The organism is Phenylobacterium sp. (genome assembly GCF_016793285.1).
Taxonomy (GTDB): domain Bacteria; phylum Pseudomonadota; class Alphaproteobacteria; order Caulobacterales; family Caulobacteraceae; genus Phenylobacterium.
The window spans coordinates 1-15,672 of sequence record NZ_JAEUMO010000206.1; the positions used below are offsets into that span (position 1 = coordinate 1).

Here is a 15,672-nt window from a genome sequence, read left to right on the forward strand (position 1 = left end):
AAGGTCATCGGGCCGGGATCGGCGGCGAGGCTGGCCCGCGGAGGCGCGAAGGCGGGGCTGAGCGGCGACTGGGCGAAGAGGTGCAGGATATCCATCAGGATCAGTTCCTGATGCTGCTCCTCATGGGCGAGGCCCAGGTCCAGCAGGGCCGCGAGCTCGCCCGCCCCGTCCGCCAGCAGACGCTCCATGCCGGCGTCGACATGCGCGCGATAGGCGAGTACGTCGGCCACCGACGGGCGCGTGACGAGGCCACGGGCCGGCCGCGGCTGCCGCGGCCCCACCGCCTCGTAGTACGAGTTGAAGAGGTAGCCGAACCTCGCATCGAACACCCGGTAGCCCGGCAGATGCGGGACCAGCATGAAGGTCTCGAAGAACCAAGCGACGTGCGCCAGATGCCACTTCGTCGGGCTGGCGTCGGGCATCGACTGGGCGCCCATGTCCTCCGGCGTCAGCGAACGGATCAGCGCCTCGGTCCCTCGCCGCACGGCGCGGTAGCGGGCGAAGGCGTCGCTGGCGGGCGCCGGCGTTCCGGGGCGCACCCGGTCGTCAGGCCGATGGTCGGTCTCGCGCATCACCAAGTTCCCTCTCGAACGCCGCGTGGCGCATCTCCCGCGCGGGAAGATGGGGACGAAACCAGAACGCGGCAACGTCTCCCGGCTGTGCGCAGTCGGCATCGCCTGTCCGCGAACGCCGCTTTCGGACACACAGTTCCGCAGGCCGCCCGCTTTTGGCCGGAACGGTCTCTCAACCCTTGCGTTCAACCGGATGCCGGCCGCCGATGTTCCGGTCGAGCCGCCGGAAGCACCAAAAGGGGTCTGCATGAGTTCCGTGTCGAGTTGGCGCGACGACGTCGTGAGCCTGATCCCCGCGCTCCGGGCTTTCGCGTGGTCCCTGAGCCACAACGGATCCGACGCCGACGACCTCGTGCAGGACACGCTGATCAAGGCCTGGTCCAACCGCGACAAGTTCGAGCCCGGCACCAACCTCCGCGCATGGCTCTTCACGATCCTGCGCAACACCTACTACACGAACGTCCTGCGCCGCCGCCGCGAGGTGCGCGACGAGACCGGCGAGTACGCCAGCACGCTGAAGACGCCGCCGACCCAGGACTGGACCGTCGCCGTGCGCTCGCTGCAGGACGCCCTGCAGCAGCTCCCGGCCGAACACCGCGAGGCGCTGATCCTCGTGGGCGCGGCAGGGCTTTCCTACGAGGAAGCGGCCGAGATCTGCGGCTGTGCGCTGGGCACCATCAAGAGCCGGGTGAACCGGGCGCGGGCGCGCCTGCTCAAGATCATGGACGCGGACGAGCCGGCCGACGTCATGGCTCTGGAGACGGGCGCGATCCTGGGGACAGCCTAGCGGCTTCGTCTTCCGCCGCCTCGTCGAGCTGATCCACCACGCGCATCACATGCTCGGGCACGCCCCGGTCTTCCAGCTTCCGGAACGCACCCTTCAACGCCGCGTCCAGCGCGGCCGCCCCCTTGCGGTTCGTCATCGGCCCCCACAGCCCAGTCCCCGGGGGCCGAGCCTACACGCCCGATCCCGCGGCGAACAGCGGGCGTCGAGCGCGCGTTCACCTGAGATCGAGCGGGTACACCACCGGGAGGACCAGCGCGGTCGGGTGGGCCTCGTCCATGTAGATCGTGTTCACCGCCACCCGGGGCTTCGCCTTGCCGCCGGCCGGCTCGCCGGTGTTGGGGTTGACCTCGAAGCGGGGCGCGTTCGACGAGGAGATGTGCAGCGCGATGCGGTGGCCCTTCTCGAAGGTCAGCGCCGTCGGCCAGAGGTCGATCTCGAGCTTCTCCGGCGCGCCGGGGGTCATCATGCGGATGTCCTGCGGCATGCGGCCGTTGCGGAATCGGGCCCGGATCGGGGCGTCCAGCACCAGGGCCTCGTAGCCGTCGGGATAGACGTCCACCAGCTTGGCGACGAAGTCGGTGTCCGGTCCGTCGGTCGCGGCCCAGAGCTCCACCTTCACGGGCCCGGCGATCGCCACGTCCTTGTCCAGCGGCGGGGTCGAGAAGCGCAGGTAGTCCTGCCGTCGGCCGATCTTGCGCTGGTCTTCCGGGCCGCGCTCGAACGTGAGGTTGGCGCCGCCGAAAGTCGGGACCGGGCTGGCCGGGTCGTAGCGGTAGGACGTCTTCTTCTCGTCGGCCGTGGGCGCCGCGGTCGTGAGGTCGTCGCCGCCGCTCGGATAGTAGCGCACCTCGCGGTAGGCCGGCGGCCAGTTGGCCGAGGTCAGCATCCGGTTCTTGGGCGAGAAGGCGTCCTTCTTGGCGCTGGCCATCATGAAGTACTGGACCGGCGGCTCGGCCATGATCCCGTTGTCCTGGCCCTTCAGCCAGTGGTCGAACCAGCGGATCTCCTGATCGCCGCCGAGGGCGAGACGGTCCGAGCCGGGATAGGCGAGGTCGCCCGACAGGTTCCCGTGGCCGAACGGACCCATCGTCAGCTTCTGGTTGCCCCGCGCCCCCGGGGCGCCGTGGTTCTGCAGGTACTCGAAGTTGTCGACGGTGCCGCCGTTGAAGATGTCGTACCAGCCGCCGACGTTGTAGATCGGGATCTGGATGTACTTGCGGTTCGCGGTCATCGCGACGCGGTTCCACGACACGTCGTCCAGCGCCCGGTTGCGGGTGCGGTTCAGCACCTCTTCCGACACGCCCTGCCCGCGCAGCCAGCCGATGGTGTCCTTCTCCTTCAGCACGCCGCCCGGATAGCTGTACGAGAGCCGGTCGGCAGGGGCCACCACCACATAGGCCGCCGTCAGGTGCGGCGGTGCGGCCATGGCGGCGGAGTTCGCGGTGATGCCCAGCGCCGAGCCGCCGGTCATGCCGACCTTGCCGTTGGACCAGGCTTGCGTCCCCGCCCACTCGACGGCGTCGTAGCCGTCCTCGATGTCGGTCTCGAACGCGGAATAGAACCCTTGCGAGCGGCCCTTGCCGCGCACGTCCTGGACGACGAGCACATAGCCAGCATCGGTGTAGCGCCTGGCCTGCGCCACCAGGCGCTTGCGGTTCTCGTCGCCCCTGGGATCGGCCTTGGGGTCGATGCGGCCGTCCTTGAGGTATGGCGTGCGCGTCAGCACCACCGGCCAGGGGCCCGTCCCCGCGGGCTTGAAGACGTTGGCCGCCAGCCGGACACCGTCTCGCAGGAGCATGTACTCTTCCGTCGCGCCCGGCGGCAGGCCCGGCCACGGCGCAGGCTTCTCGGCGGCGGGCGAGGCCGCCGCGCGCCGCTGCGCGACCGCCGGATCGGCGGCCGTCGCCAGGAGAAGCGCCGCCGTCGAGGCGAACGCCAACTTGCGCCAGCTTGTCATGTGGTCCGTTCCCTCCGCGGGTCTTCGCGCCCGCATCTTCAGCCCTGTCGTCGCCATCTAAGCACGGGCCGGGCGCGCCGTCCTTTCGCGGTGGAAATCCACACCGATCGGTCGAGCGTGGTAGAAGCGCCGCCATGATCCGCGCCGACGCCGAAGCTCTGGACCGCGACGACCCGCTCAGGCGGTCGCGGGAGCTGTTCGAGTTGCCCAAGGGCGTGATCTACCTCGACGGCAATTCGCTGGGCCCGATCCCGCGCAGCGTCTACCCCACGATGGAGGACCTGCTGCTGCGCCAGTGGGGCCAGGACCTCATCACCAGTTGGAACAAGGCCGGCTGGATCGAGGCGCCGCAGCGCGTGGGCGGCAAGATCGCGCGGTTGATCGGCGCCAGGGCCACCGAGGTCGTGGTGGCCGACTCCACCTCGGTGAACCTCTACAAGCTGGCGGCAGGCGCCCTGTCGCTCAGGCCCGGGCGGCGGAAGATCGTCACCGAGGCCGGCAACTTCCACACCGACGTCTACGTGCTGGAGGGCCTGGCGCGCCTGGCCGGGGCGACGCTGGAGGTCCTGCCGCGCGCGGAGGTCCTGGGTGCGATCGGCGACGACACGGCGCTGGTGATGCTGACCCACGTCCACTACGCGACGGCCGAGGTCTGGGACATGGCGGCGGTGACGGCGGCGGCGCACGACAGGGGCGCGCTGATGCTCTGGGACCTCAGCCATACGGCGGGCGCGGTGGGCTGCGACCTGAACGGCGCGCGGGCCGACCTCGCCGTCGGCTGCGGCTACAAGCACCTGAACGGAGGGCCGGGCGCGCCCGCGTTCCTCTATGTGGCCGAGCGGCATCAGGGCGCGATCGCGACGCCGCTGTCGGGCTGGATGGGCCACGCCGCGCCGTTCGCGTTCGAACCGCGCTACAGTCCTGCGCCGGACATCCGCGCCCAGCTCTGCGGAACGCCGCCGATCCTCGGCATCGCGGCCCTGGAGTGCGGGGTGGACACGCACCTCTCCGTCACGCCCCAGGCCGTCGCCGCGAAGGGCCGCAGCCTCTGCGACCTGTTCATCCGCCTCGTCGAGGACCGCTGCGCGGGGTACGGGCTGACGCTGGTCGGCCCACGGGACGTGGCGCGCAGGGGCCTGCACGTCTCGTTCGCCCACGCCGACGGCTATGCGCTGGTGCAGGCGCTGATCGCCCGGGGCGTGATCGGCGACTTCCGCGACCCGGACATCTGCCGTTTCGGCTTCACGCCGCTCTACCTCGGCCACGCCGAGGTCTGGGACGCGGTCGAGATCCTGCGCGAGGTGCTCGCGAGCCGGGCGTTCGAGCGCCCCGAGTTCCGCACCCGCGCCGCGGTGACCTGAGGGCAAGCTTCCCCGCCGCGGCGCCCGTTGCTAGCAATGCCGGCGAAGGGCGGACGACACGCCCATGCGAGGAAACCGGCGGGCCATGAGCGACGATCCCATCCAGCTTCTGATCGACATTCCACGCGTGCATGGCCGCGACCGCGGCGGTCGCGTCGCCGTCCACTTCGAGGGCCGCGACCTGACCTATGCCGAACTGGACCGGCGATCGGACCAGGTGGCGGGCATGCTGCAGAAACTGGGCGTGAAGCCGGGCGACCGGGTGGCGTGGCTCGGGCGGCCGTCCGACGCCTGGTACGAGATCTTCTTCGGGGTCGCGAAGGCCCGCGCCTGCTTTGCGCCGATCAACTCGCGCCTGGCCGTGCCCGAGATCGCCTTCATCCTGCAGGACTCCGGCGCCGACGTGTTCTTCGTGACGCCCGAGTTCTTCGCCGCCGCCGAGGCGGTGCTGAACCAGGTGGACCGCGAGGTGCTGGCGATCGGCGTGGGCGGTTCCGCGCCCGCCTTCATGAGCTACGCCGACCTGCGCGACGCCGCGCCGGCCCCGACCCTGGACGACCCGACGCCCGACGACGACGTGCTGCAGCTCTACACCTCGGGCACCACGGGGCTGCCCAAGGGCGTGCGGCTCTCCAACGCCAACTACACCGCGTTCCTGAACCTGCGCGCCCTGGTGGACGGCTTCTCCTACGAACCCGACGACACGGTGCTGATCCTGATGCCGATGTTCCATGTGGCCGGGACCAACATCAGCTTCGCCGGGATGGCCTCGGGCGGGCGCGTGGTGCTGCAGGCCGAGTTCGCGCCGAAGAACGTGCTGGACGCCTTCGGCGCCGAGCGGGTCGCGCACGTCTTCCTGGCGCCCGTGATGATCAATGCGCTGCTGCAGACGCCGGGCGTCGAGCAGGCAGACTTCTCCAGCCTGAAGACCGTGAGCTACGGCGCCTCGCCGATCTCGGAGGCGGTGCTGGCGAAGGCGACCGAGGTGTTCGGCTGCGGCTTCATCCAGTTCTACGGCATGACCGAGACCACCGGCGCCGGCACGACCCTGGCGCCGGCCGAGCACAGGGGCGAGCTGCTCCGCTCCTGCGGCCGGCCGTGGGCGACGCTGGAGACCCGCATCGCCGACGACGAGGGCAACGAGGTCGCGCCGGGCGAGATCGGCGAGATCGAGATCCGCGGACCGATCGTCATGGCCGGCTACTGGAATCGCCCCGAAGCCACCGCCGACACCATCCGGCCCGACGGGTGGCTCCGCACCGGCGACGCCGGCTTCATGGACAAGGACGGCTTCTTCTTCGTCCACGACCGGGTGAAGGACATGATCGTGTCGGGCGGCGAGAACGTCTATCCGGCCGAGGTGGAGAACGCGATCCTGGGCTGTCCCGGCGTCGCCGACGCCGCCGTCATCGGCGTGCCGGACGACAGGTGGGGCGAGGCCGTGAAGGCGATCGTCGTGCCCGCGCCCGGGGCCGCCCCGAGGCCCGAGGACGTGATCGCCTACGCGCGTCAGCGGATCGCCGCCTACAAGGCGCCCAAGACCGTCGACTTCATCGACGCCCTGCCCCGCAACCCGTCCGGAAAGGTGCTGCGGCGCGAACTGCGCAAGCCGTACTGGGAAGGCCGCGACCGCAAGGTCGGCTAGGGCCCCGCCGCCTCCGAGCCGACCTCGTCGGGCGGCAACGGCCGCGCGCGCGGCGCGAGGCGCAGGCGCGAGAGGCTGACCGCGGCGGCCAGCGCGGCCAGGCCTGCGGCGATGCCCAGGGCCGACGGCGCGCCGGCCGTTCCCGACACATGGAAGACCACTGCGGTCCCCACCGCGCCTGCCGTCTGGCCCAGCAGCCGTGCGGTGGCGAGCATGCCGCCGGCCGCGCCGCTGCGGTCCATGGGCGCGCTGGTGATCATCGCCTTGTTGTTGGGGGTCTGGAAGAAGCCGAAGCCCAGGCCGCAGAGCGCCATGCGCCAGGCGATGTCGAGGTCGCTCGCGTGCGGCGAGACCAACGCCAGCGCCGCCAGGCCCGCCGCCAGCGCGGCGAGCCCGATCGCCCCCATGGCGCCGGCGCGGTAACGGTCGGCCAGGCGTCCGGCCACCGCCGCCGACAGGCCCACCGCCAGCGGCCACGGCGTCATCAGGAGCCCCGTCTGCACGGCCGTCCGGCCCAGCGGCCCCTGGAAGTAGAAGGGAAGCGCCACGAAGGCCATCATCTGGGCGGTGAACGAGACGATCGAGGTGGCGATCGAGAGGCCGAAGATCGGGATCCGGAGCAGGTCCACCGGCGCCAGCGGGGCGTCGCGGCGCAGCTCGCGCCGGACCAGCAGGACCCCCGCGACGGCGCCGGCGGCCAGCAGCGCGCCGCCCGCCACGGGCCCGTCGCGCGCCGCGCGCTCGGCGCCCAGGATCAGCAGGCCGAAGGTGAGCGCGTTCAGCACCGCCGACGCGACGTCGAACGGCCGGCGCGACCCCTCGGTCCGCGGCAGGGCGAAGGCGGCCATGGCGATGGCGACGAGGCCGATCGGCAGGTTGATGGCGAACAGCCATTCCCACGACGCCCGCGCCAGGATCGCCGAGGCCACGGTCGGGCCGATGGCGGCCGACACCGAGATGACGATGGCGTTCAGGCCGATGCCGCGACCGAGCTGCGCCCGCGGATAGGTGAAGCGGACCAGCGCCGAGTTGATGCTCATGATCGCCCCGGCGCCCAGGCCCTGCAGCACCCGCGCGGCGGTCAACGTCTCCAGGCTGTTCGACAAGGCGCAGCCCAGCGAGCCTGCGGTGAAGACCGCCAGGCCCACCATGTAGACGCGCCGGTAGCCCAGCTTGTCGCCCAGCGCGGCCAGGGGCAGCAGGGTCACCGTGATCGCCAACTGGTAGGCGTTGACGATCCAGATCGCCGAGGCCGGGTCGGTCCGGAGTTCGCGCGCGATGGTGGGCAGGGCGACGTTGGCGATCGCCCCGTCCAGCACCGACATGGTCATCGCCAGCCAGATGGCGGCCGCCGACCAGTAGCGGCGCGGCGCCGGCAGGCCGTCGGCCTCGGCCGGCCGGGCGTCAGTATGATCGGCGACGGTACTCTGCACAGGAGCGGGCATCCGGAAGGGTAACCCGCCGGCGCGCCTTTGGTGTCAGGCGCTGGCCGCCGCGGACGGCCGCGCCTTCACGCGTTCGAACCAGTCGACCACCTTCTTGTTGGCCGGGTCGATCGGCTGACCGACGACGGCGCCGAAATCCATGAACGAGAACAGCAGAATGTCCGCCAGCGTGAACCGGTCGCCGGCGATCCAGGGCCCCTTCATGTTCGCCTCGAGCCACTGGATGCCGTCCTGCGCCACGGCCTTCAGGCCGGGCGAGGCCTCGGGCAGGCAGCGCAGGCGATCCTTGAACATCGGCAGGCCCTCGCCGAACCGGAAGCCGTTGGCCATCGGCTCGCAGACCTTCAGGTCGACGCGGCGGGTCCACATGCGGGTGGCCGCACGCTCCTCGGCGTTCGTGCCGACCAGCGGCGGGTTCGGGTGCTTCTCCTCGAGGTACTCGCAGATGGCCGTGATCTCGGCGACGGTGTCGCCGTTGTCGAGTTCGAGGCAGGGGGTCTGGCCGGAGGGGTTCACCGCAAGATAGGGCTCCTGGCGGTTCTCGGCGCCGCGCAGATCGACTTCGGTCCGCGGCAGGTCGATGCCCTTCTCGGCCATGAACATCTTCACGACCCGCGGATTGGGCCCGATCGAGGTGTAGAGCTTCACTGTAAGTCCCCTTCCCTGTTCTCGAAATTCTGGTCCGCGCCGGATCACAATGTTCCTTGCGCACTGGAATCACTCGCCCGATGGGCGTATACCGCCGCGTCATGCAAGAGCGCAGTTTCCGCAAGGATCTGACGGGCTCCGACGAGAGCCTCGACGATTTCCTGTCGCGCCTCAAGGGACAGCTCTCGCGGCCCAAGGCGCGCCCCGGCCGGTATCCGCCGCCAGACGACGGACACTTCGTCACCAACCGACGCCCGCTGGGCGGCGCAGGCGGCGCGGAAGCGCCGTTGCCGGTCGAACGACCCGCCGCGGACTGCCACGCCTGCTGAAGCGACTCCCCGGGACAAGCCCCGGGGATGGCGTGTGTTGCAGATGTGAGCGCTACCGCGCGATCAGCTTCTGCACGGTGAAGTTCGAGGCCATCACGCACCGGGCCTCGCCGTGCGGGGCGCCGACGCTGGCAGGCTTGCCGACGCCCGGAGCGTAGAACCATTCGCCCCTGGCCGTCTTCACCGACAGCAGCCCCGGGCCGGTGAACTGGCAGACCGGATAGCTCTGCGGGCTCCAGCCGCCGCCGTAGCGCAGGATCGAGCAGTCCATGTGGCCGAACTGGCGGCCGAAGACGACGCCCTCGTAGAGCGTGGTCTTGAACTTCCTGAGCCGCTGGGCCTCGAACTGCGCGCGGGTGATCTCAGGGCACGGCGGGCCCTCGACGGCCGCCTCGCGCGCACGGCCCAGGGCAAAGTCGCGCTGGCGCAGATAGCTGCCGCCGTAGAGCCAGGCGGCGAAGCCCAGGAACACGAGCGCGAAGCCCGCAATGGCGAGCTTCTGCCCGCCACTGAGCCGCCGGCGACGCACGGGGCTCACGCGGGCTTCTCGGCGGTGGCCATCACGCAGCGCGCGACGCCCCCGCGGGTCGAGACGGTGGCCGGCACGCCGGGCCCCGGGCGGAAGCGCCACTCTCCCTTGGCGGTGCGGATGCGCAGGTCGCTGGGCCGGTCGAACTGGCAGACCGGGTAGTTCTCGTCGCCCCTGCCGCCGTCGACGTAGATCGTGGCGCACTCGATCTCGCCCTTGCTGCGCTCGAAGCTGACCTCGCCGTAGTCCGAGCGGCGCAGGCCCCGGGGCGCGGCCAGCAGTTCGGCCTCGCTGACCTGCGGGCACGGCGGCCCGTCGATGGCCCCCAGGATCGTCGGCCCGACCCATTTCTGCTTCTGGTTCTGCTTCACGGGGGCCATGAAAACTCCGTAGTACACACGTAAGACGGAGCAAATTTACAGGCGTAGGTCAAGCGGCTTAGGCGGCAAGCTTTTCGGGAACCTTCGCCGCCTGCCCTTCGCGGTTTGTGAACCGCAGCACGCCGTCCTCGAGCTTGGCGTAGCGCAGGCTCATCAGGTCGAGGGCGTAGTTCTGGTTCAGCTTCCACGGCGTCCGGTCGCCCTGCTTGGGGAACCTGGCCATCGCGCGCTGGACGTAGCCGGACGAGAAATCCAGCCAGGGCTCGAACGCCACGGTCGGATCGTCGTTGACGGCCATCGCCTGGCGCGCGCCGGTCCGCTTCACGTGGTTCAGGACGCGGCAGACGTACTCGCACGTCAGGTCGCACTTCAGGGTCCACGAGGCGTTGGTGTAGCCGAACGCCGAGGCCATGTTCGGCACGCCCTCGTACATCATGCCCTTGTACGAGAGCGTCCGCGACGCATCGACCTTGCGGCCGTCGACGCTGACCTCGATGCCGTTCCAGACCTCCAGCACGAGGCCGGTGGCGGAGACGACGACGTCGGCCTCCAGCTCCTGGCCCGACTGCAGGCGGATGCCCGTCTCGGTGAAGGTCTCGATGTGGTCGGTGACGACGGAGGCGCGCCCCGACCTGATCTCGTTGAACATGTCGGCGTCGGGCACCAGGCAGAGGCGCTGGTCCCAGGGGTTGTAGCTGGGCGTGAAATGGCGATCGACGTCGTAGTCCGGACCGAGCTGCTCGCGCACCATCCTGATGATGTTGGCCTTCACGGCCTCGGGCTTCTTGCGGGCCAGGTTGAAGAACCACATGCCGCCCAGGACATTGCGCCAGCGCACGATGTCGTAGGCGAGCTTGCCGGGCAACCGGGCGCGCAGCCAGTTGGCCATGGCGTCCTCGGCCGGACGGCTCACCACATAGGTCGGCGACCGCTGCAGCATGGTGACGTGGCCGGCGGTCCGGGCCATCTCGGGGACCAGCGTCACCGCCGTGGCGCCCGAGCCGATCACCACGACCTTCTTGCCCGCGTAGTCGAGGTCCCTGGGCCACGTCTGCGGGTGGACCAGCGCGCCCCGGAAGCGCTCGACGCCCGGGAACTCGGGGGTGTAGCCGCCCTCGTAGGAGTAGTAGCCGCCGCAGAGGAACAGGAAGTTGCAGGTGAAGCGCTGGGTCGCGCCGCCCACCTCGGCCTCGACGGTCCAGCGGGCGTCTTCGGTCGACCAGGACGCGCGCTTGACGAGGTGGTTGTAGCGGATGCGCCGGTCGATGCCGTTTTCGGACGCCGTCTCGCGGACGTACTTCAGGATCGACGGGCCGTCTGCGATGGCCTTGGCCTGCGTCCACGGCTTGAAGGCGTAGCCCAGGGTGTACATGTCGGAGTCCGAGCGGATGCCCGGATACCGGAACAGGTCCCAGGTGCCGCCGATGGCGTCGCGGCCTTCGAGGATGACGTAGCTGCGGTCGGGGCACGCGGTCTTGAGGTGGTAGCCTGCGCCGACGCCCGAAAGGCCGGCCCCCACGATCACCACGTCGAAGTGCTCGACCGCCATGCTGCGCCCCCACCCTGTCGTTGTTTCGCGCAGATATAACTGAACGCCGATAACTTACCAGCCGCAAAGGCGCGCGGGCCGTGGCGCGTATCACCGTTGCGTGAAATCGACTCGTTCCACTCGCCAAGGTAGGTAATTCGCGCCCTATAGTGGCGTTGTTTCAACCTAGGGGTGGTCGGGGGCCTCGCAGACAAGGAGCTGTCTCATGGCCGACGTCGAACGTCTGTCGCGTCTGGAATTCCGGCCCTGGCCGCACGCCGACCCGGTGCCCTGGCCCTACCTGATCGACATCCTGGACAAGCGGCAGATCCTCGAGATCGCCAAGGTCCAGATCCAACTGCACGAGGACATGCTGAAGGCGCAGCTCAAGGCGGTCGACGCCGTGCAGAAGGCCATCGGCGCCACGCGCTGACCGGCCCCGCGGGCGGCGTCCGTGACGCCGCCCTTCCTCCTCGTCAGGAGCTTTCGTCATGCCTCTGAGCGACCGCGCGACCGCGCCGGTCGCCGACGCGCGCGGCGTGGTCGCGCTCATCGGCTTCCAGAAGATGGGCAACCTGGGCCTGGGCTATCTCTCGGCGGTGCTGCGCCGCGCCGGCTGGGACGTCCGGGTCATCGACATCGAGCAGCCGCCCGAGGAGATCGTGCGGATCGTGGCCGAGGCCCGGCCGCTGCTGGTCGGGTTCTCGCTGATCTTCCAGTACTACATCCGCCGCTACGACGACCTGATGTTCCGCCTGCGCCGCGCCGGCGTGGACGCCCATTTCACCATGGGCGGGCACTATCCCAGCCTGGCCGCCGAGCCGACGCTGAACGCCGCGCCCGACCTCGACAGCGTGGTCCGCTTCGAGGGCGAGGAGACGCTGCTCGCCCTCGTCGAAACGCTGCGCGCCGGCGGCGACTGGCGCGCGCTGGACGGCCTCGTCTACCGCGACGAGGGCGGCGTGAAGGCCAACCCGCCGCACCACCTCGCGCACGACCTGGACGCCCTTCCCTTCCCCGACCGCGACTTCGCGCCGACCGAGATCCTCGGGCGCCAGGGCATGCCGATCCTGGCCAGCCGCGGCTGCGCCCGGACCTGCTCGTTCTGCTCGATCCACACCTTCTACCGCACCGCGCCGGGCAAGGTGGTGCGCCTGCGCAAGACCGCCGAGGTGGTGCGCGAGATGGCGGAGCTCTACGAGCAGCGCGGCGTCACCGTCTTCCTGTTCCAGGACGACGACTTCCCGATGTTCGGGCCCAAGTGGCGCGCCTGGGCGCACGACCTCGTCGACAAGCTGATCGAAAGCGGCCTGTCGAAAAAGGTGATCTTCAAGCTGAACTGCCGGGCCGACGCGGTGGACGCCGACCTGCTCGGCCGCATGCGCGACGCGGGGCTCTACCTCGTCTACATGGGCCTGGAGTCGGGCGATGCGGACGGTCTCGCCACGCTCAACAAGGAGATCACTGTCGAGCAGAACCTCGCGGCGGTGCGCCTGCTGAAGGCGCTCGGAATCCGCTTCGAGTACGGCTTCATGCTGCTCGACCCGTCCAGCACCTTCCGCTCCGTGCGGGCCAATATCGCCTTCCTGCGCGACGTCGTCGGCGACGGCTGCTCGCCCGCCACCTTCTGCAAGATGCTCCCCTACGACGGCACGCCGATCAAGGCGACGCTGGAGGCTGCGGGGCGGCTGAAGGGCGACGTGGTCACGCCCGACTACGACTTCCTGGATCCGCGGCTGGATGCCTTCTACGCCGACCTCGCGCGCATCGTGGAGGTCACCGGCTGGGTTCACGGCCCGCGGGCGCTGACCATGCAGCTCAGTTGGGCGCACCTGGAGGTGGCGGTCGTGCGGCGGCTGTTCCCGGCGCTCCCCGACACGGACGCCTACGAGACGGCGCTGAAGGCGCTGACCGCGCGCAGCAACGAGGAGCTGTTCGAGATCGTCGAGAAGCTCGCCGACCTGCACGAGTTCGGCGTGGGCGCCTGCCCGGAGCCCGCGGCGCTCAAGGACCTCTGCGACCGGACGCTGGCCACGGCGATCCGCGAGCGCGACGCCTTCGTCGCCCGCAACCAGGCGGTGCTGCTGGAGGCCCTGGAGGCGGCCGCCTGAGCTACGCAGGCTCCCGCAGGTGGGCGCGCTCGTTCAGGCTGAGCACGTTCCGCTGGCCGGTGCGGGCGCACATGTAGCGGTGGATCGAGGTATAGTCGGGCTCGAAGAAGAGGCGCGCCGGCATGCCCAGCACATGCGCGGTCCAGACGTTGATCACCCCGCCGTGGCAGAAGACGGCCACGCGCTTGCCCTGGTTGGCGTCGACGATCGCCTCCAGCGTTTCCACCACCGGCTTCTGGAACCCGTCGATGTCGATGCGGTGCTCGCCGCTCGCCATGGCCAGCCAGGCCTCGTAGTTCTCGCGCTTCAGCACTTCCATCGGAATGTAGGTCCCGGTGTCGCGGTCGAACTCGCAGATGCCGTCGTGGCAGCTCACGTCGAAGGCCCGCCGGACGGCGAACGGCTCCGCCGTCTGGCGGGCGCGGAGCATGGTCGAGGAATAGATCGCGTCGATCTTCTCCCCCGCGAGCCAGGCGGCGACGCGGTGGGCCTGGTCGTGGCCGACGTCGCTCAGCGGCGGGTCGGCGGTGTCGTCGCGGCGCTCCGGAAGGCCGTGGCGGACGAGGATCAGTTCCATGGGCGCCTCAGACCTCGAACCGGAAGGCCGCGCCGTCACGACGCACCCGCCCCGCGGTGGGGCCCGCATAGTGGGTGCCGATCACCAGCGTCGGCTCGTCCGCCCACTCGGCGAACATCCGCGCGCGGGTCGCGGCCGCCGCCTTCGGGTCGCTGTCGAAGGACGGCGACCAGTGCGGATGGGCGAGCTGGCAGGGGTGGTGGCTCATGTCCCCGGTGATGACGGCCTTCTCGCCCTGGGATTCGATCACCACGCTGACGTGGCCCGGCGTGTGGCCGATGGTGGGCGTCAGCCGGATCTCCTGCGATATCGCGTGGTCCAGCGGGACCCAGTCCACGAGCCCCGCGTCGAGCACCGGCTGCACGGAATCGGCCAGGATCTGCTTCTGCGCGTCGTCGCCCTCGCCCATCCAGTGGTCGAACTCGGCGCGGCCCAGCAGGTAGCGGGCGTTCGGGAAGGTCGGGACCCACGCGCCGTCGACCAGCATGGTGTTCCAGCCGACGTGGTCGACGTGCATGTGGGTGCAGACCACAGCGTCGACGCCGTCTCGGTCCCAGCCGGCCTCGGCCAGGGAGGCCAGGAACCGGGTCTGCAGGCCGCCCGGCCCAGTCATGCCGGCGCGGGGCTTGTCGTTGCCGACGCAGGTGTCGACCACCAGGCGCAGGCCCGGCGCCTCGACCAGCAGGGCGTGGATGGAGAGCAGGAGCTCGTCGTTCTCGCCGACGAAGTGCGGGTAGAGCCACGGCAGCTTGCGCAGCTCGGCCGGAGTCGCCTCCTTCAGGAAGACGGTGTCGGGGCTGTAGGGGATGGGCATCTGCATCTCGACGACACGGGTGATCTTCACCGCGCCCACCTGCCAGCTCAGCATGACGTTCCTCCCGACGCTCGTTTGCACGGACCTTCTCAGGCCGACGCGCCGGCGCGCAAGGGGCCTGCGCCCAGCCGTCGCCCAATGGCGAGCCATCGCGCAAAGAAAAAGGCCCCGGCGCGAACCGGGGCCCTTCGCAAGGCGTCGCTGGCCGCCGCGATCAGGCGACCGCGGGGCGGCGACGGCGAAGCATCGCGCCCGCGCCGCCGAAGCCCACGATCATCAGCGCCCAGGTGGCCGGCTCCGGCACGGCCGTGCCGACGTCGGAGCCGGTGAACTCGACGCGCAGGCCGCTCGGGTTGCCGCCGTCCTGGCTGAAGTTGATCACGCGGACGGTCAGGTTGTTCACGCCCGCCTGGAAGGCCGGCGAGGTCGCCGCGAAGCCCGACCAGGACGAGAAGCCGCCCGACTGGCTGCCCACGAGGTTGGTGTTGTTCAGCCGGATCCACGACACGGCGTTGTCGGCCGCGAAGCGGCCGGTGAACGAGGCGCCGGCGGCCTCAGCCGCGGTCAGCACGAACGACAGGTTGTATTCGTAGAAGCCGTCGTTGCGCGGGTCGGTGGATTCGCCGGCGGTCACCGTCGGTCCGATCCACCGCGAAGTGGCGTCCTCGGCCAGCCAGGGGCCGTTCAGCGGGAACACGCCGTTCTGGCCGCCGATGTAGGCCGTGCCGCCGTCCAGCGTCCAATGCTGCTCGATGGAGGGGCCCACGACCGAGACGCCGGCGTTGTCGACGCCCGTGTTGAACAGGCCGACGATCGAGGCGGCCTGGGCCGCGCCCGAGGCGGCGAGGGCCAGCGCGCCGGTCGCGGCGGCGCAGAGGAACTTGAACTGCATGATGTGATCTCCGTGTCGAGCGCGGCGATTAGGGCAGACCGCCCTGCGCCTCAACGGGCTTCGCGTCCCGCGCGAACGGCGCTTTGTCGCACCCCCC

Annotated in this window: 16 protein-coding genes; 6 read left to right on the forward strand and 10 right to left on the reverse strand. The window is 70.3% G+C overall.

All coding sequences use genetic code 11. The features are described from left to right. On the reverse strand, positions 1-572 hold a 572-nt coding region (locus JNL41_RS17855; RefSeq protein WP_293477292.1), incomplete at its 3' end, for a DinB family protein. A 247-nt stretch (positions 573-819) separates the two neighbouring features. Between JNL41_RS17855 and JNL41_RS17860 the strand changes: the two genes are divergently transcribed. Continuing rightward, positions 820-1,359: a sigma-70 family RNA polymerase sigma factor gene (locus JNL41_RS17860; RefSeq protein ID WP_293477293.1), complete on the forward strand. Its 540-nt coding sequence runs from the start codon at positions 820-822 to the stop codon at positions 1,357-1,359. A 214-nt stretch (positions 1,360-1,573) separates the two neighbouring features. On the opposite strand, the gene JNL41_RS17865 is transcribed toward JNL41_RS17860, so the two are convergent. Beyond that, positions 1,574-3,316 carry a CocE/NonD family hydrolase gene (locus JNL41_RS17865; RefSeq protein ID WP_293477295.1) on the reverse strand — a complete coding sequence of 581 codons (1,743 nt, stop codon included), beginning with the start codon at positions 3,314-3,316 and terminating at the stop codon, positions 1,574-1,576. 134 nt (positions 3,317-3,450) lie between these two features. Between JNL41_RS17865 and kynU the strand changes: the two genes are divergently transcribed. Beyond that, positions 3,451-4,677: a kynureninase gene (gene kynU, locus JNL41_RS17870; RefSeq protein WP_293477297.1), complete on the forward strand. Its 1,227-nt coding sequence runs from the start codon at positions 3,451-3,453 to the stop codon at positions 4,675-4,677. An 85-nt stretch (positions 4,678-4,762) separates the two neighbouring features. Then, the gene (locus JNL41_RS17875) at positions 4,763-6,322 is read left to right on the forward strand and encodes a long-chain-fatty-acid--CoA ligase (RefSeq protein ID WP_293477299.1); all 1,560 of its coding nucleotides are present in this window, start codon (positions 4,763-4,765) and stop codon (positions 6,320-6,322) included. Here the strand turns inward: JNL41_RS17875 and JNL41_RS17880 are convergent. Together JNL41_RS17880 and JNL41_RS17885 are read right to left on the reverse strand one after the other, a co-directional pair. Further along, positions 6,319-7,755, reverse strand: coding sequence for an MFS transporter (locus JNL41_RS17880; protein WP_293477301.1), 1,437 nt, complete (start codon positions 7,753-7,755; stop codon positions 6,319-6,321). The genes JNL41_RS17875 and JNL41_RS17880 overlap by 4 nt on opposite strands. Before the next feature lie 45 nt (positions 7,756-7,800). Next, entirely contained in the window at positions 7,801-8,415 is a 615-nt protein-coding gene (locus tag JNL41_RS17885; protein WP_293477303.1) for a glutathione S-transferase family protein, read from the reverse strand. A 101-nt stretch (positions 8,416-8,516) separates the two neighbouring features. Between JNL41_RS17885 and JNL41_RS17890 the strand changes: the two genes are divergently transcribed. After that, on the forward strand, positions 8,517-8,744 hold the full coding sequence (locus tag JNL41_RS17890) for a hypothetical protein (RefSeq protein ID WP_293477305.1): 228 nt from the start codon (positions 8,517-8,519) through the stop codon (positions 8,742-8,744). A 52-nt stretch (positions 8,745-8,796) separates the two neighbouring features. Here the strand turns inward: JNL41_RS17890 and JNL41_RS17895 are convergent, their stop codons facing one another. From JNL41_RS17895 to JNL41_RS17905, 3 genes are read right to left on the reverse strand one after another with little or no spacing between them, the layout of a single operon-like run. Continuing rightward, positions 8,797-9,282, reverse strand: coding sequence for a hypothetical protein (locus JNL41_RS17895; RefSeq protein WP_293477307.1), 486 nt, complete (start codon positions 9,280-9,282; stop codon positions 8,797-8,799). Further along, entirely contained in the window at positions 9,279-9,653 is a 375-nt protein-coding gene (locus JNL41_RS17900; RefSeq protein WP_293477309.1) for a hypothetical protein, read from the reverse strand. Before JNL41_RS17900 ends, JNL41_RS17895 begins: the two co-directional genes overlap by 4 nt. Before the next feature lie 58 nt (positions 9,654-9,711). Further along, positions 9,712-11,202 (reverse strand): NAD(P)/FAD-dependent oxidoreductase, encoded by a 1,491-nt coding sequence (locus JNL41_RS17905; protein WP_293477311.1) that lies wholly within the window; start codon positions 11,200-11,202, stop codon positions 9,712-9,714. Between the two features lie 205 nt (positions 11,203-11,407). Between JNL41_RS17905 and JNL41_RS17910 the strand changes: the two genes are divergently transcribed. Together JNL41_RS17910 and JNL41_RS17915 are read left to right on the forward strand one after the other, a co-directional pair. Next, positions 11,408-11,614: a hypothetical protein gene (locus JNL41_RS17910; RefSeq protein ID WP_293477313.1), complete on the forward strand. Its 207-nt coding sequence runs from the start codon at positions 11,408-11,410 to the stop codon at positions 11,612-11,614. Between the two features lie 58 nt (positions 11,615-11,672). Then, a complete protein-coding gene (locus JNL41_RS17915) occupies positions 11,673-13,292 on the forward strand; it encodes a radical SAM protein (protein ID WP_293477315.1) in 1,620 nt (539 codons plus the stop codon). Position 13,293: 1 nt separating this feature from the next. Here JNL41_RS17915 and JNL41_RS17920 read toward each other — a convergent pair whose 3' ends face one another. The 3 genes from JNL41_RS17920 to JNL41_RS17930 form a co-directional block, all read right to left on the reverse strand. Continuing rightward, complete coding sequence (locus JNL41_RS17920) at positions 13,294-13,869, reverse strand: histidine phosphatase family protein (protein ID WP_293477317.1); 576 nt, start codon at positions 13,867-13,869, stop codon at positions 13,294-13,296. Positions 13,870-13,876: 7 nt separating this feature from the next. After that, positions 13,877-14,737 carry an MBL fold metallo-hydrolase gene (locus JNL41_RS17925; RefSeq protein ID WP_293477319.1) on the reverse strand — a complete coding sequence of 287 codons (861 nt, stop codon included), beginning with the start codon at positions 14,735-14,737 and terminating at the stop codon, positions 13,877-13,879. 160 nt (positions 14,738-14,897) lie between these two features. Further along, the gene (locus JNL41_RS17930; RefSeq protein WP_293477321.1) at positions 14,898-15,575 is read right to left on the reverse strand and encodes a PEPxxWA-CTERM sorting domain-containing protein; all 678 of its coding nucleotides are present in this window, start codon (positions 15,573-15,575) and stop codon (positions 14,898-14,900) included. Between the last annotated feature and the right edge of the window lie 97 nt (positions 15,576-15,672).

Bases quoted from the DNA above. Each gene is read 5' to 3' on its own strand.
- JNL41_RS17860 (WP_293477293.1), top strand. From the start codon at position 820: ATGAGTTCCGTGTCGAGTTGGCGCGACGACGTCGTGAGCCTGATCCCC.
- JNL41_RS17865 (WP_293477295.1), bottom strand. From the start codon at position 3,316: ATGACAAGCTGGCGCAAGTTGGCGTTCGCCTCGACGGCGGCGCTTCTC.
- kynU (WP_293477297.1), top strand. From the start codon at position 3,451: ATGATCCGCGCCGACGCCGAAGCTCTGGACCGCGACGACCCGCTCAGG.
- JNL41_RS17875 (WP_293477299.1), top strand. From the start codon at position 4,763: ATGAGCGACGATCCCATCCAGCTTCTGATCGACATTCCACGCGTGCAT.
- JNL41_RS17890 (WP_293477305.1), top strand. From the start codon at position 8,517: ATGCAAGAGCGCAGTTTCCGCAAGGATCTGACGGGCTCCGACGAGAGC.
- JNL41_RS17900 (WP_293477309.1), bottom strand. From the start codon at position 9,653: ATGGCCCCCGTGAAGCAGAACCAGAAGCAGAAATGGGTCGGGCCGACG.
- JNL41_RS17905 (WP_293477311.1), bottom strand. From the start codon at position 11,202: ATGGCGGTCGAGCACTTCGACGTGGTGATCGTGGGGGCCGGCCTTTCG.
- JNL41_RS17910 (WP_293477313.1), top strand. From the start codon at position 11,408: ATGGCCGACGTCGAACGTCTGTCGCGTCTGGAATTCCGGCCCTGGCCG.
- JNL41_RS17915 (WP_293477315.1), top strand. From the start codon at position 11,673: ATGCCTCTGAGCGACCGCGCGACCGCGCCGGTCGCCGACGCGCGCGGC.
- JNL41_RS17920 (WP_293477317.1), bottom strand. From the start codon at position 13,869: ATGGAACTGATCCTCGTCCGCCACGGCCTTCCGGAGCGCCGCGACGAC.
- JNL41_RS17925 (WP_293477319.1), bottom strand. From the start codon at position 14,737: ATGCTGAGCTGGCAGGTGGGCGCGGTGAAGATCACCCGTGTCGTCGAG.
- JNL41_RS17930 (WP_293477321.1), bottom strand. From the start codon at position 15,575: ATGCAGTTCAAGTTCCTCTGCGCCGCCGCGACCGGCGCGCTGGCCCTC.